At 64.3% G+C, this 15469-nt stretch carries 15 protein-coding genes; all 15 read right to left on the reverse strand.

The features are described 5' to 3' along the window. A complete protein-coding gene (locus ACN0T5_RS00840) occupies nt 1-3210 on the reverse strand; it encodes a DUF4815 domain-containing protein (protein WP_417766718.1) in 3210 nt (1069 codons plus the stop codon). A 7-nt stretch (nt 3211-3217) separates the two neighbouring features. Next, complete coding sequence (locus tag ACN0T5_RS00845) at nt 3218-4366, reverse strand: phage tail protein (protein ID WP_417766719.1); 1149 nt, start codon at nt 4364-4366, stop codon at nt 3218-3220. Next, the gene (locus ACN0T5_RS00850; protein WP_417766720.1) at nt 4363-5208 is read right to left on the reverse strand and encodes a baseplate J/gp47 family protein; all 846 of its coding nucleotides are present in this window, start codon (nt 5206-5208) and stop codon (nt 4363-4365) included. Before ACN0T5_RS00850 ends, ACN0T5_RS00845 begins: the two co-directional genes overlap by 4 nt. After that, nucleotides 5205-5612, reverse strand: a complete 408-nt coding sequence (locus ACN0T5_RS00855) for a GPW/gp25 family protein (protein WP_417766721.1) — start codon at nt 5610-5612, stop codon at nt 5205-5207. The genes ACN0T5_RS00850 and ACN0T5_RS00855 overlap by 4 nt, the downstream gene beginning before the upstream one ends. A 3-nt stretch (nt 5613-5615) precedes the next feature. After that, on the reverse strand, nt 5616-5828 hold the full coding sequence (locus ACN0T5_RS00860) for a hypothetical protein (RefSeq protein ID WP_417766722.1): 213 nt from the start codon (nt 5826-5828) through the stop codon (nt 5616-5618). 12 nt (nt 5829-5840) lie between these two features. After that, entirely contained in the window at nt 5841-6407 is a 567-nt protein-coding gene (locus tag ACN0T5_RS00865) for a phage baseplate protein (RefSeq protein ID WP_417766723.1), read from the reverse strand. After that, on the reverse strand, nt 6404-6922 hold the full coding sequence (locus ACN0T5_RS00870; protein ID WP_417766724.1) for a hypothetical protein: 519 nt from the start codon (nt 6920-6922) through the stop codon (nt 6404-6406). Before ACN0T5_RS00870 ends, ACN0T5_RS00865 begins: the two co-directional genes overlap by 4 nt. Further along, nucleotides 6919-7398 carry a phage virion morphogenesis protein gene (locus tag ACN0T5_RS00875; protein WP_417766725.1) on the reverse strand — a complete coding sequence of 160 codons (480 nt, stop codon included), beginning with the start codon at nt 7396-7398 and terminating at the stop codon, nt 6919-6921. Before ACN0T5_RS00875 ends, ACN0T5_RS00870 begins: the two co-directional genes overlap by 4 nt. Then, nucleotides 7395-7811: a phage protein Gp36 family protein gene (locus ACN0T5_RS00880; RefSeq protein WP_417766726.1), complete on the reverse strand. Its 417-nt coding sequence runs from the start codon at nt 7809-7811 to the stop codon at nt 7395-7397. The genes ACN0T5_RS00875 and ACN0T5_RS00880 overlap by 4 nt, the downstream gene beginning before the upstream one ends. Before the next feature lie 32 nt (nt 7812-7843). After that, the gene (locus ACN0T5_RS00885) at nt 7844-8173 is read right to left on the reverse strand and encodes a hypothetical protein (RefSeq protein WP_417766727.1); all 330 of its coding nucleotides are present in this window, start codon (nt 8171-8173) and stop codon (nt 7844-7846) included. Between the two features lie 71 nt (nt 8174-8244). After that, nucleotides 8245-9144: a Mu-like prophage major head subunit gpT family protein gene (locus ACN0T5_RS00890; RefSeq protein ID WP_417766728.1), complete on the reverse strand. Its 900-nt coding sequence runs from the start codon at nt 9142-9144 to the stop codon at nt 8245-8247. A gap of 39 nt (nt 9145-9183) precedes the next feature. After that, nucleotides 9184-9585: a hypothetical protein gene (locus ACN0T5_RS00895; RefSeq protein WP_417766729.1), complete on the reverse strand. Its 402-nt coding sequence runs from the start codon at nt 9583-9585 to the stop codon at nt 9184-9186. Nucleotides 9586-9616: 31 nt separating this feature from the next. Further along, complete coding sequence (locus ACN0T5_RS00900) at nt 9617-10600, reverse strand: phage protease (protein WP_417766730.1); 984 nt, start codon at nt 10598-10600, stop codon at nt 9617-9619. 512 nt (nt 10601-11112) lie between these two features. Beyond that, a complete protein-coding gene (locus tag ACN0T5_RS00905; RefSeq protein ID WP_417766731.1) occupies nt 11113-13029 on the reverse strand; it encodes an ATP-dependent helicase in 1917 nt (638 codons plus the stop codon). Next, nucleotides 13026-14939, reverse strand: coding sequence for an ATP-dependent nuclease (locus tag ACN0T5_RS00910; protein ID WP_417766732.1), 1914 nt, complete (start codon nt 14937-14939; stop codon nt 13026-13028). The genes ACN0T5_RS00905 and ACN0T5_RS00910 overlap by 4 nt, the downstream gene beginning before the upstream one ends. Nucleotides 14940-15469: the final 530 nt, after the last annotated feature.

A 15469-nucleotide genomic window follows, 5' to 3' on the forward strand; every position in this document is an offset into this window, starting at 1 on the left:
TCAGATGGTTGCGACGCGAAGGTCCGCCAGCGACGGCCGCGCCGCCGGCCCGCCGGTGAGCGTCAGACGGACGCGGGTCTCGGCACCCCATGCCGGCTGCGGATCGAGCGGGTCGATTTCGTGTGTGCGGTCGACCCACCCGCCGGCCTCAAGGATCTCCGTCGACCGGAGCGGGATCGCCTCCCAGCCGCCATCGCCTTTCTGGAGTTCGACTGTCAGGCCGGACCCGGACGGCAGGAGCGACTTGAAACGAACCGGCACGCGGACTGCCCCGGAGACCGTGAAGGCGCGCGAGACGTATGCGGCGGTATCGCGCAAGGACCCGGCGATGAGCTGGACGCCCGGGAACAGCGTCGGCGAGGCCGTTGCCGTGCCGGTGAGCACGGCGAAGACGACGACCGTCTCCGTGACGCGTTCGGTCAGCTCGAGCACCTGGCCAGGTGCCACGCGCCAGATGCCGCCGCCCGGCCGCTCGATCTCGAAGACGACCGAGCACTCGGCCGTCGGCAGATCGACGACGGCCCGGACGATCATGTCCGTGCAATCGACAAGGTCGGCCTGGCCGAGCGAGATCCGCTTGGTCGTCGGCGCGAACCGCGCGGCGTTGAGCGTGAAGGTCAGGTCCTCGTCCTGATGCGCTGACCAGGTGCGCGCGTTGCTCGAGGAGAGCATGACGCCGACGGGGTACGGCTGCGCGGTCACCCAGGACTGCGCCACCGCGTCGAAAGCCCCGACCTGTGCCGAGCTGATCGAATGGCCGGCATCGTCGCTCTTGACGATGAAGCAATATTCCTGGCCCGCAGCCAGCCAGAGCGGCTCCGGCAAGTCGATCACGGTCGGCTGACCGATCACGATGCCGCTCATCTCGATATACGCCTGACTGAGGATCTCGGCCGTGGGGAGCCCCTGCGAACAGGTGCGGATTTCGAGCAAGAGCGGGTTGCCGGGATCGCCGATCGCGCAGACGCGCAGCGTGACGCTCGCCAGATGGCGGCCAGCCGTGCTGGCCGGCAGGACGAAGGTCTGCGCCAACGGATCGGCACCGCCGCCGCCGGGCGGCTCGTTCACGCCGACGCCAACGGAAACCGGGGGATCACTCCAGCGCGTGACCGTGGTGACCTGGCGCATGACCGTGACCTCGATCCGGCCTTCGCCAACGAAGAGTGCCGACGCTTCCGTGCCCGAGGCGCCAACGGCGCGCACGAGCTTGCGGCCGGCCGGGTAGGTCTCGGCCGCGATGGCGATGGTGCCGGAGACTTCGCCATTGCCATCGGCAGTGATGCCCGCCGGCGTCACGTCGGCACCGTCGAAGGTGAGTTCTTCAAGCGCCTCGCCGGCCCCGAAGCCACGGATCGTGTAGGCGACATCAACCGGGCGCAGGAACTCGGCGAGTTCCTGCCGCTCGTCGACGATATCCGTCGTCGTGGTGGTGCGGGACTGGTTGCCGGCGCCAAATTGGGCCGTCTGCGCGGAGGCCCATTCGGTGCGCGTCTCGACCCACTGGTCAATCGCCGGGTCAAGCGTCAGCTCGGCCGGGATCGGCAGGAAGTTGGCGTAGGGATTGACCAGCCGGCAATGGGTGACGAGCCCCTGCGAAATCACCGGTTCGGAGGTCCAGTCGAGCAGCACCGGGCGGACAGGTCCGAGCCGGTGGATCGTCGGATCGATGGCCAACTGGCACGAGCCGTCGAACAGGGCAGCATCCTGGGCGATGCCGGCGTCCCTCCAGCGATCGGAGGTGAACGGATCGACGAAGACACCGCGCTTGGCGACCGGTTCGCGGCTGTCGATGTCGCGGCGCAGGCGCTCCAGCGCAACCAGGTCGTAGAGGTCGACCATGCGCTTGTAGATGTGGTCGACATCCGCCATGCCATAGGCGCGCACGCCGCTGTTGACGATCGCAGGAGCGCCACCCCAGGCGTTGTGAACCTCGGCCAGCGGCAGATGGGCGGCCGGCGCTGCCGGCGGCACGGGACGCGAGCGGCTCGACAGGCCCTCGATGTAGACGGCGCGGCCTTCCTGGTCGAGACAGATCAGGTCGGTGCGCGGCAGCTTGTAATCGTAGGTCAGCAGAACCTCGCCACCGGTCACGCCGCCGGCCAGCGTCACCGTGCCGTCGGTGGTCGAGACGGGCGCGACCGCGTCGCGGTAGCGATAGGTCACCTGATAGCTCGAGCCCGGCGCCGGCTCGGCGCCGCCCGGTGTCCAGTCGACCCGGTCGGCGTTGAGGATGTAGTCGGTGCCGGCCGTGTAGACCGTCCCGCCCTGGCGCACCTCGACCAGCGCCGTGACGCTGTCCTGCGACAGGAGATCCATGGAACCCACGCTCGGCCCGTGCGTCACCGCCTCGGTCGTCTCCTTGGTGACAAGAGCCGTGATGAGGTTTGCGAGCGGCGGGAAGCGCAGGGAGAGCACAGCCGTTCCCGTACCGCCATCGGCAAAGCTGTGCTGCTCGGCATCGATCCGGCCGACATCGAAGGTCTCCGGCACAGCCAGGCGCAAGCTTGCAGAGCGCGTGCGCTTGAAGCCGTTGATGTTGGCAACGCCCTGCTCGATGACGAAGACCTGGTCGCCTGCAATGCGGCCAAGAGCCGCCACGCGGCAGCCGGAGACCACGTAGCTGCCGTTGGCATCCCGGTCATAGCCGGCGATCGCCTGGAGCGTCATGGACAGCTCGACTGGCGCCGTCTGGTCGAGCGCCACGCCATCCTTGATGAGGTAGACCGGATAGAGATCGCCAGGCTTGCCGTCGCCGGCACGTCCCCAGACAAGAGTTTCCTCGATCCGCGCCGCGCCGGCCTCGCCCTCGGCCGCAGTGCCCGGCGCAAGACCGAGAAGGTCCGGGTCCTGCTCGTGGGTCACAACCCGGCGGACAAGCCGCACGCCGATCGTGACCTCGCCAACCATCGGCACACTTTCAAGGGTCCAGGCGTTGACCGGGCGCACGTCACCGGCGGCATAGATCCGCCCGGCCTCGAGGAGCACGCTGCCCGCATCCGTGTCGACCACGATGCCGGCGCCGGAGATGCGGTCGCCGTCGCGGGCGGACAGCCCCCCGGCACGGGCGATGCGTCCGCGCAGGATCGACTGCGCCTCGTTCAGCTCCGCGCCCTGGAGGAAGTTGCCCTCCCGGAAGACCACGTCCGTCATGGCGGGTTTCGCGCCGGAACGGTCATAGGCGCCGGAAACGAGACTGTGTTCGAAGGCCATTAGAACCTCATGTGAAACGAACGAGAAGGCCGACGCGCTCGCGCAGCGTCTCCCCGAAACGAATGTCGACAGGGGCGCGGCCGACGGCCGCGAAGGGCGTGTGGATCTCGCCGGGGCCAAGCCAGAGCTTGCCGGGCGTTCCGGGATCGATCGGGGTTGCCCCGACGAGCAGGCCGGCCTCGATGGCACGCGCAGTGATGCCCGTGCCGTCACCGTCGCCGAAGTCCGTCAGGGCGATCGCGGCCAGGGCCTCGCCGTCCTCGCCGGGCGTCCAGCCCTGACCGAGCAGCGTGTAAAGTCCGGCCGCGCCCGTCGGGTCCACTTGCGCGAAGGTACGGCAGAGGCGGGCGCCGGTCAGCGCGCCGCCCGAACTGTAGAAGCCGAGATAGGCGCCCATGCCGCCGAGCGCCGCCGCCATCTGGCGGACCCGCGCGCCGGCCGAGCCGAGATCGGCCCAGGTGTCGTTGACAGTCGACCAGGCAACCGGCAGATCCGCCCAGGCAAGGGAGCCGGACCCGTCGTCGGCGATCCAGATGCCAAGGGCTTCAAGCTCGGCCTGGGTGAGCGTCACCTCCGCCTCGTGGGTGCGGCCGTAGGACCACTTCGGGCCGGAGAGACCGCCGGTTGCCTCGACATGCACGCCGCTGTCGTCGCCGACGATGGACCCGGAAAGCCGCGCCCAGGAGCATTCGGCCGCCGGCACGTCGTAGCCGTGCACGCCGCGTCGGAAGCGTGAGCGCACCGGCTGCGAGAGCTGTGCAATGCCGGCAAGACGCGGCAGGTCGGCCCGCTCGTCGCGCACCCGGTCGAACATGAGCTGATAGTCGGCCCAGGCGAGCCGGCGCGCGGGCGGGTCGACCAGCTCGGCCGAGTAGCCGACAAAGCCGAGACCCATCGCCATGCCGGCGTGAGTGCCACGCAACCGCTCCCAGGCGATGCCGTCTTCGAGCAACTCGAAGACATTCGGCACGAAGGGCGACAGCGCGCCGAGGCCGTATTCATAGACCAGCCACGGCGCAAGGCTTGGCTGCGGGGTGACAAGCTTCCATCCGGGGATCGCATCGACCCCAGGCGCGATCCGGTCGGCGATGTCGGCGCCGGTCAGGTCGAGTGCGCGCTCGAGCGGTGTCGAATTGATGGGGAGGAGCGATGTCATCGACCGCGCCCTCCGTCGATGATCTCGATCCCGCCAATGCCGATCGCCTCATGCGGTTGCGCGATCAGATCATCTTTCGGCCAGGTCACGCTGACGCGCGTCACGCCGGGGATCATCGCCTTGGCAACCAGCCAGGACGTGGTGAGGTCAAGGCCGAGCAGGCTTTCCGCTTGCCAGGCGGCGCGGACGGCCGTCGCGATATCGCCCAGGCGGGAGGCCGGCGCATCGGGCGCAAGCCGCACGGTCAGGGCAACGTCCGTGACGGTGCGGATTGCCGAGACGACTTCGAAGCGGTCGGAGACGACGCGCACCGCCGGTGCTTCAAGCGCCGCACGCACAGCATCGAGCAGTTCCCAGGGCTTGGGCGACAGGTCATCGGTCAGCACCGCGACACGCACGGTCGGGTCGCGACCCTCCCGCCAGATCGCCACGTCGCGCACCTGCGTTGAGGCCGCCATCGCGACGGCCTTGTAACGCTCCATCGGCCCGGCGGCTGAGCGGCCAAGGATGGTCAACCAGACCCGGTCGCGCAGCCGTGCGTCGGGCTCATCAAGAAGCCGCGTCACGTCATAGAAGGCTGCGAGATGATCAAGGTCCGACGTGCCGGCGAAGGCCAGGAGATTGGCGCGGGCGGCATCGTTGACCCGTGCCCGCAACAACAGCTCGCGATAGGCGAAGGCCTGGCACAGGATCTTCACCGGGTCGGTTTCCAGCGCGCCCACGTCCCAGGCGATGCCGACCGCCGCAAGCCGCGCCTGCGCATCAGCGACGATCGCGGCGAGCAGCCGCTCATAGTCGAGCTCCTCAAGGATCGCGGGCGGCGGAAGATCGGGGCGGGTCATGATGGTGTCTCCAGCACGAGACGGTCGCCGCTGCCGACCGCGAGATCCGCGACACGGGACTGGCGCTGCGAGTAGTCGCCGAGGTGACCGCGTGGGTAGAAGTCGCCCTCAAGGATGAAGACGAAGCGACCCGAGCGGCCGCCGGCGGCAAGGTCGATCGTCCGCAACCGGAAGGCCGGTTCTCCATTGACCGGGTCCTCGACCGCTTCGGCGATCGCCACATACAGTTCCAGCAACGTTCTCTCGTTGGCGTTGGCGTCCTGAAGGTCGGGAACACGCGACCCGAAATCCCGGCGCATGACGCGGCTGTTGAACCGCGTCGTCAGGATCTTGGCGAGTGACTGGACGCAATGGTCCCAGCCGGTCAGCACCTTGCCTGTTGCCGCCGAGATGCCGGTGCGCATGGCTTACTTGCCGTCGTTCTTGGCGGTCTTCGACGCTGTGGACTTGGCCGGCTCGGCCTTTGTGGTGTCCGTCTTCGTGGCGGGCTCGATCTCACCGGAAATCAGTGCATAGCGCGCCTGGTCCTCGGTCAGGCGCAGCGACTCGCCCTGGCCGGGATTGCGGGCACCGGCGACGAACGGGCCGGCCTTTTCGGTAACGCGGTAGGCTTTCAGCATGGGGTTTCTCCTTCAGACAAGAACGTCATCGGCGCCGTCGAGCGCGCGGTCGCCCGCATCGTCCAGGCCGTCGACGTAGTGAACCTTGCGGGTGCCGTTGTTGAGCCGGGTGCGAACCGTGGTCAGGATCTCGGCAGCCGAGATCTTCACGGCAGCAGTGCCGACGCCGAGTTCGATCGCTTCGCCGTCCATCACGAGGCGCGTTTCGCCATGCTTGATGACCAGGCGCTTATCCTCGTTGGTCGGCCTCGGATTGTCGCTGGTGTAGCCGTCGCGCACGGCCAGCGATTGCGGGCCGAGCTCGCCATGGGGCGACAGCAGGCGCATGGTCTCGCCAACGGTAACCGGAACATGGGTGGAATAACCGCCGACCCCGTCGCCGGCGCTTTCCTGCACCTGCACCCAGGGCGAGAGGAACGGCTTGCCGGTGCGACTGTCGGGCGGCATCAGTTCAAGGCGGACCTTGTCGCCCTTGATCTCGACCACCTTGCCCGACATGTGCGAGGCCGCAAGCCGCCGGTGTAGCCCGTCGACCTCCTTGTAGAGCGTGCGAAGTTCGCGGGAGATGGTCGGGATCATGGCGCCGGCTCCACGTCGAACGGTTCGCCGTTGACCTCGATCTCCAGTTCGATCGGCCCGCCGTCTTCGAAGACGCCCACCGTCACCTCGCGCAGTGTCTGCTTCCATTCGAGCGCGACGACGGACACGCCGCGACGGTCCAGATGACCGGTCAAAAGCGGTGAAATCCGCAGATCGCCCGGCGCGCCGATGGATGGCAGACCGAAGCGCTGTCGCGGCGACAGAACGGCAAGCGCGGCTTCCGCGATCTTCCAGGCGTCCGCGTCCCGGCTTTCCCCCTTGCCGTCGGTCACGGCGAAGGCAGCGCATTCCAAAGCCGCGTCATAGGAACCGCCTGCATTGATCATGACCGGAGCGCGCAGGATCGCGACGCGCAGTGCCGGCGCCTTGATCGTGTTGCGCTGAAGTTCATCCAGGTCGAACCGGCCGAACTGCGCATCGCAGCTTCGAAGCTGCGGCAGCGCCGCCGCAAATGTCGTTTCAAGGGCCGTTCGAAAGGCGTTGATCCGGCTCATGGGAGGATGCTCCCGAGCCAGTCGATGACGGCACCTTCGATGTCGCGGCGGTTCTCGTCGGACAGGCCCAGCCATTCGCGTTGCGGCAAGGTCACCGTGCGGGCGAAGACCGCCGCATCGCCGACCATGAAGCGCAGCGCCCTGGCGTCCTTCGGCTTGATCGTCGCGCCCTTTTGATGGGGACGGGCGTAGATGAGGCCCGAGCCGACCAGCACGCCGGAGCCGGACGTCACATAGTCGACCGAGCGCGACAAGTGCCCTTCCGCGTAGAGCGTCGACGTGCCGGCCCGGTTCGCCTTCCAGGGCGTGCCGTCGGGCGCGGTCTTCTCGCTCTCGATGCGCCGGCGCGTCTGCTCCTGGACAAGCCGGCCGATCCCGTCGCGCAGATCGTCCTGGGGCGCATCGACAAGCCCCTCGATCTTCACAAGGCGCGCGGCGAGGTCCGTGTCGTCAACGCGAATGGCGATGCCGGTCATGGCTGCCTCCGGCCCCAGACGCGCGGCTCGGCGAAGAAGGCCGCGCCGCTGTCACTCGCCGCGCCATCGATGGCAATCACCGGCTCGCTGCTGCCCAGCCCGGCCTTGCCTTCGGCGATCCGTTTCAGCAGCTCGACCGCGTGCTTGTAGCGCTCCTCGATCGTTGTCGTGAGCGAGGCGTGCTGGTTGGCCGCGACATAGACGGCGATGTTGGCGGCAGGCGCGATCAGGATCTCGGGCAGGTCGGCAAGCGGCAGCTCGTAACGGGCCGACAGATGCGCATCGATCTCGGCCGAGGCGAAGCGCAGAGCGGTCGCGATCGCCGCGTCAACATCGACATCCTCCGGCAGGAGATCGGACAGGAAGTCCGCTCCCCAAAGTGTTTCGATATCGGTTTTGCTGGCATAGGCCACGGCGGTTCCCCGGCAGGTGGTGGTTGCGCCGCTTAGGGCTTCTCGGCACGCACGGTCAGGAGGCGATCGCTGTCGATCGCCAGGACCTGGTCCTCGGTGAGGTCATCGACCGGAATGCGAACCGGGTCGGGACCGAAGGCGATCCCGGCACGTCGGCGGGCGCGCGGCGCGGTAATGACTAGGATGAGCGCCGAAGCTGCGTCCAAGGTCGCTTCCTGCGCGTCTTCCGTCGCTGCCTTGTCCTCCGGCGCGGCGGCCGGTGCCGGGTCCTTGGCTGCGGCATCGGTGGCGGGGGCGTCCGTAGCCTTGTCGCCGGATGCGGGGTTCGAGCTCGGCTTCTGGGAGGTCTTTCGGGCGGCCATCGGGTTCTCCGAAATGTTGGAAGAAGAGGTGCGGCCCGCGCCGGGCGGATGGCGCGGGCCGGTCTGCCGGATCAGTCGAGGAACGGGATCTCGATGATCTGCAGCAGATTGCGGTCGGTGTTGGTCTCGCCGTTCGCCAGGCGCTCGGCCAGGAGCAGGTCGCGGGCCGTGTCACCGTGGGTGCTACCGACGACAAGCACGTTCGGCTTGACACCGAGCGGCCGGCCCGCCTCGTTCTTCAGGTCCATCATGGCGCGGCGTGCCGCGCGCAGATTGTCCTTGCTCAAGTCCGCCTTGGAGGCGAACGCCATCTGCCAGAAACCGAAGCCGGCCTCGCCGCGTCCATCGACGCCATAGGTGAACTTGTCCTGGTCGAACACGCGATCGGAGGTCTGGGGATCGTCCTTGCGCACGAAGCGATAGTCGCGGCGCTTCTGGTAGATCAGCGGCTTGAGAGCCCGCGTCGTGTCCATCAGGTACCAGGGAACGCCACCGCCGGCCTGCATGTTGGAAACGGACACTTCCTTGCGCGTCTCCGGGTTCATCACCGGGTGATCGGTGTCGAAGAACGGCTGGCCGTCGTAGCATTCCGCTTCGAAAGCCTGGCCGAGCATCTCGAACACCAGTTCGTCGGGATGTGCGGCAGCCGAACGACCCATTTCCGTGAAGAGCGGGGAATAGATCCCGATCTGGTCGTCGGAGATATCGTCGGCATCGACCTCGACCGTGCTCTCGAACTTGCGGTTCACGACCGTGTAGCGGTGCGTCTTCATCGTCTCGTAGACGCGCGAGCCGATCCATTCGCGAAGCTTCGGGAACTTGCCGAGCCAGGCATAGGAGTTCTCGCGGGTCGACGACGTGATCATGGTCGCGACCTGCTGCCAGTGCGGCTTCACCTCTGCAAAGCCGTTCTGGTAGGCACGGGAGAACCCGCGAAACAGATCGTCAAGCGATGTCTGGTTGATGATCATGGGAAAAATCCTTGTTGGACGGCGGCGCTCGCGGCCGGATTAGAATTCGACCCAGACGCCGGACGGATCGACATCCGCCACCCGGCCGGCGGGTGATCGCGTGCCGGTGCCGTCGGTCTTGGCGACGGTCTCGTCATCGACCACGAAACAGGTCTTGCCGACGTCGGCGAGCGCGACCGGATCGGCCTCCAGGTTGGAAAAGAGGAACGTGCGCTTGCGCAGGATCTCGACGCGCTTCTCGCCAGCCGCGCCGGCCGTGTTGTCGACGGTGCGCTCCGCACGGCCCAGGGACACAAGACCGGTGGCCGTGTGACCGGGCTTGGCAAGCCCCGCGTCGAGCACGACGAGTGCACCGGCCTGGATTTTCGTTGCTCCCGCGACCGGGTGGCTTTCGCGGTCGGGAAGCCGCATCGAGGTCTGGCGTTCTTTGGCAAGGGGCATGGGATGTCTCCGAGATGGTCAGGCCGGGGGATCAGAGCGACTTGGCGTAGTCTTCTTCCGAAAGCCCCATCATCGAGGCGATTGAGCGCTGCTGTTCGCTGAGACCCGAGGGGCGCGCGGGATCGCGCTCGTCAAGATCGGACGGGGTGCCGATCACCGGCATCGTTCCGACCAGCTTCTTGAAGTTCTCAAGACCACCTTCGACGGCGCAGAGCGCCCGGTAGTGATCGCGGGAGGCCGGAGCGATCTTGCCCGCCTTCACCGCGTCCTCGATCGCTGCACTGATCTCGCCTGTCTGGCGCTCGGTCTGCACGGCGGCCAGCTCGGTTTCGGCCGTGTCGGCGCGGGCGATCGCCTGGTCGTAGTCGGCGCGCGGCACAAACCGTTCCATGGCCGGGGCTTCGGCGGCGGCAAGCGCGGTGCGGTGTTCACCCTGAAGCCGCTCCACGGCCGCAAGAATGTTCTCGACCGAGGCGCCGGCATCGAGGCCGAGCGCACGGCAAAGGGCTGTGAGGTCCATGTCAGTCTCCGTGGTGTGAGGGGCAGTCGGATCGTCGGCGCGTGAGAGCGCGGTCATGCGCAGAGCCGGTCGGTTGACCAGGCCGGCGCCGACGACGAGGAAAACCTCGCCGGCCTTCGTGTGGTAGAACTCCGGCGACAGGAACCGGTACTCCCGCGCCGCGATCATCGCAGCCGCCTTGTCGGTCCATTCGGCACGCGCCCAGATGGCGCCCTCGCGGATTTCCATCGCGGTGATCCAGCCGGCTGCCGGCGCGGTCTCGCCTTTTGGCGCGCGGTGCGCCTGGCCGTGCTCGTAGTCGATGGGGATGGGTGCGCCGTTCGCCTCGAAAGCAGCAATCACCGCCTGCGGATCGGACAGGCGCCAGCTCCGCCCGTCACGGGCGACCAGTTGCGGCCCGGCCGGGAAGAGCTGCACCCATTCGGGCGCGGCCGCCCCCTCGCTGGAGGCGATGGCGGTTGTCGCAAAAAGGGCGGTTGCGGATTGTGTCGTCATGGGCGACAAAGTGCGTGTCGACCGCACCACGCGCGCCCCTGACACTGTCAGGCGGAGACACTCCCCCAAGCCAACATCGCCGCCAGCTGCAACATGCGACCGCGCATTGCTCTCAGGATCGCCGTTAAAGGGGTTTCAAAGGGGGTAGGACGCGCGTTTGGGCTGGGGCGCGGATGAGGGAGGGCGAAGCACGATCTGAAGTGTCCCGTAAGCCAAATTTGGCGGAGGGACCTAAAATGTCGACCAAACGGCGACCGGATACGCAGCAAGCGTTCAGTCGCCGCGGGGTGAGCGAATAACCGGAGCCTTAGCCAGACTGACGGCTTCGGAGCGGCTGGTACACGAAAACGGATATTCCGCGTCCCGTAGTCGAAGCACCCTTCGGGAGGCGCTTGCGGCCCCTCATTTTCGGCGCGTATACGAAGATGCCATCCACTTGCAAAGCAACAGCGTTGTTGTGCCGCAAACCAACGATTATCGAAATTTACAAACTTCTCGATAAAATTTGGAGTTCATCCGGTCGGCGTGACAGGCAAATCAACACCCATCTCCCGCAGGAAACGTGATGGCTGTTTACCCCAGCCACGATAACTGTCCGCGTAGGACAGGCAGAGCCATTCTCTCGCACGGGTAATGGCCACGAAGCAGTTTCTCCGCTCCTCTTCCATCTCTGGGCTGTTCTCTCCCGCTTTGAGACTCTGGAAGCTCGGAAGAATGTCCTCTGCTAGACCGACCACATAGACGTGATCGAATTCCTTTCCCTTCGCGCCATGAATTGTCATAAGTGTAACCGTATTGGTCCCTACGGGAGCTTCCTTAGAACGAATTGCCAGTTCCTGGAGAAATTGCTCCAACGGGGCATCGCGGCCGATGGTCTTGCCTATGCTTCTTACTAGATCGCTCCAGGCCGCACGATCTTCGGCGATATCGCTGGATTCGTCATCCTGTACGGGGATTTTGGCAACAACCGCTTCGATAAACGATCTGAATCGTGTGGGCTCCTTTCCGAACTTTGCGGCAAGGTCCACGAGGGTCATTGCGTCTGGCTGCTCGCGCAGTGCGATTTTCACGGCGACGGCCCACTCATCGAGCAACGATCGTTCGGTGAGTTCTACCGCCGTTTTGATAAGGTCAACTCGTGTATCGGTGCCAAACCAACGATTAAAAGCGCCCGTCAGAATTTCGAGCGCGCGGTGATCGAGAGGGCGAAGGGCTTGACGCAGGACGGCGGCAAGCCACAAGAACTGGGGCGACCTGAAATCGTCGCGGCGTTGGGAAATCACCGCGCTGACCTGCATTTTAGTCAGAGCAGCTTGTAACTTTTCGAGCATGTAACGTGTACGTGCTAGCACCGCGACTTCGCCCCATCGGGCACGGTCGATCTTGGAAATACCCTCCGCTATCGATGCGGCTTCGACTTCATCGGTGGAATAACGTAGGACTCGGATGTGCTGCTCGGCGGGATATCGTAGCGAGGTCTTACCCGCCTCCAGCGGCTGCTTCGCGGTGGTGCGCTGAAGGTTATGCACCACAAGGTGGTTCGCGGCCGCGACGATTGCCGGCGGGCAGCGGTAATTGGTAGGGAGCTGCAATTCCTGCGGCGAAAAATCGGATCGGAACCGTTGGATCTGCTGATAGCTCGCGCCGTTCCACTGATAGATGATCTGGTCATCATCGGCGACAGCGAAGACATTTCTGAAATCGTCGCCAGCGAGCGCACGGATCAGCCGATACTGTCCGTCAGTGGTGTCCTGAAACTCGTCGAACATCCAATAGGCATAAGTCTTGCGATATCGTGCGGCGATCCCCGGAAAACTCGTGACTAGCCGGTGAGCCTGGGCGATGAGCGAACCGAAATCCAGAGCGTTGGCATGCGTGAGCGCCGCCTCGTAGGCGGAGTAGACCTGCTCCACCCGCGCGCCATCAGACGGATCGCGGAAATACCGGGCTGAGCCTACTGGCTGGACGAGCTGCGACTTCAGCTTGTCGATGGTTGACAGCAGTCGGACATCATCCTGCTCCAAGCACGCATGTTTGATTGCATCTCGCAAGATTTCCTGACGGTCAACGTCGAGTGAATAGATGGCGAAATCCGGGTTAATCCCGATGTGCGAACCGTGCTGTTGCAGCATCTGCATGCAGAAGGAGTGAAAGGTTCCAATTAGCGCGCGGCGCTCTTGTTCGGGCACGAGCGCCGTGACTCTGCTCGACATCTCATCGGCAGCCTTGTTGGTGAATGTCAGGGCGAGGACCCGGAATGAGCGGTCAGGGGTATCGGCAAGCAGCTTGGCTACGCGCGTCGTCAGCACACGGGTCTTGCCGGAGCCGGGACCTGCGAGAACGAGCATTGGCCCATCGCGCCAAGCGACAGCGACGCTTTGCGCTTCGGTCAGTTCAGACAGTGCGACGCTGAGGGCAGAATCGGTCATGTCAGGCCTCTCAGAGACAGGATTGCGTTGCGAAATGGTTCTGGCATGCGCTGAGCCAGCACAGGGTCGTCGGCGCACTGTTTTGCAAGCACGGCAGCATAGCCGCTCTTGTCCTTCTTAAGCGCAGTAATCAGATCTGCGTCATTGAGATTTGCCGCGCCGACGTTGCCGAGCGAAACTAGAATCGCCTTTAGTTCGGCTTGCAGTCCGTCCGCAACGAGTTGCTGCTCAAGATAGCCTGCGGGGAGGGAAAAGGCACGTCTGTCCATTTCCTGCGGCGAAAAGCTGCGGCCAGCAATCTTGGTGAGGTATCTCTGACCTGCGGGATCTCCGTCCACCACAATGAGCCAAGGATAATGCAAGGCTCTCGCAAGGACGGCGAAGATTTCGGGATTGCCGCAATTCTGGAAATCGATGACGGCAACGCCATGCTCGTCAAGGTCATAGCCTAGGCCTTTGGCTATGCCGTGCGCCAGATGGTAGTCTGACTGCCCTTCGACGAGTAGCCACCTGCGAGCAAAGAAGATCTCACCGCGAATCCGGCGCGCGAAGGTCTCAAGCTGATCGAGTTCGACGTCAGAGATAAACTCCTTGGATGCGTCGGACAATTGGCGCAGCGCCGTATGTAGGACGGTGGTGTCGGGCCGCCCGTTGTAGGCGACGATGAGCTGCTGGTATTGGTTCTGCTGCAAGGTGCCTGAAAGCACCAATTGATTGAGACCTCGATCATAAGTGATCAGGCCGCCGGACGCTGCAATGATCGGATCAAGGGCAGCGATATGGGGCACCGAGGCACGAAACTGACGGGGCAGCGAACCGACCGTTGTTCCGTTGGCCTCAACCCGCACGACGCGGATATCCCGGAAAGGAACGTGCTGAAGGAAGTACGGCGAATGCGTCGTAACAATTTTCTGGCCAGGAAGCTCACTGATATGACGCCAGAGGCTGCGCGCTGCCTGGGGATGGAGGTGCGTCTCAGGCTCCTCCAGAGCGAGAACGGCGGAACTTTCGGGCCGGTACAGATCCTTGAGTATCAACTCGACGAAGGCCTTAAACAGGAACATCACGGAAAGGCTTTGAACGCCTTGTCCATGCCGCGCCAACGGTAGCCAAGGCTTACCTCCCTCCGTCTGATAGATCACCTCTGCCTTCGATAGGATATCCCATGTGTTGAGCGGCAGGAGGCGCAAGTCGGCTTGACCGGGGGCATCGGTCGCGGCGACGCGGCTGATATGCGACAGGCCGGTTGCGAGGTTGGCGAGCAGCGGATCGGCGTCGAGGAGGCGACGGTTTAAGAGATCGAAGATGCGCTTCGATTTCTGCTCTAGATTCTCGGGTATCTGTACAGTCCGTAGCAGTTTGCCCCAAAACTGGCTTCGCGACGAAAACTCATCCGCCGCATCCCGAAGCGCCTCAAGATAGAAGACGGGCAGAAACTGGAAAAATTCCTGGAGGTTCACGGCGCGTGCACCACGGCCGGCCAGCGGGCTCCTATCGACGTTCAGGAACTCCCATCGCGGAACGAAACTCTCTTCTGCCGCGTCCCAGGAGCAGCTAACGCGCATGATTATGGAGGCGCAACCGGAGACCGGGTCGAGCTGTATAATATCCTCCAACTCGCCCTGGAGATCCTCAGGCCATTCGTTGGCAACTTCTTCCTGAAGCTCGACCTCAATGATAACCGGATCGCCGACTTTGGGATCGGGCCTGCTGTCACACAAATGGACGTCGTACTCAGTAAATCCGGTGCCCCGCTGCCCCCATCTTCGAGTTAGCGCGATACGGATCGCCTCTAGGATCGCCGACTTGCCGGCGTTGTTGGTGCCAATCAGAACGGTGACAGCGCCGAGATCTATATCGAGCTTTTGAATAGAACGAAAATTCGCAATCTTTAAACGCGTTATTTGCATATCGCCCCTCCCACGACGACCGCACGATATCTAACATCGCACTTATTGGAACTTCTTAATTCGGTCATCGAAATTTCATCTATATCTGCCTCAAGAATGAATTCCTGCTTTAATAACCACAATCGGAAGTAGGGGGTGGCTGTAAGGAGGGCAATAAGCAGAGTCAAATTTGGAGGCCGCCGAACAGTCGTTGATCTGCGTTCGGATTTTGCAGCCTCGTAGATTCCTGTATACTTCCTCTTGCACACGGGCAAATCAAGCCTTCGGGCGCGCTCGGCCACCTCGTGCTGGCGAAGGGTTTGCGACCTTCTGCCCGTGTGCCCTTCACTTCACATCCGTTCCGAGCTGCTTCTCGAAGTACCGCGCCTTGCCGCGCGGGCGGAAGAGCGTGCGCAGGCGCTAGTATCCGCCGAACTGAAGCGTGGGCACAAAGCTGCCGTTTCCTCTAGCAGTAGCCTTAAGTCTTTCTTAAGAACAGGATTGGCGGTTTGGACGCTCCGATTGGGATTAGCCGATATTCGTCACGCATG

This window comes from Stappia sp., assembly GCF_048261845.1.
GTDB lineage: Bacteria > Pseudomonadota > Alphaproteobacteria > Rhizobiales > Stappiaceae > Stappia.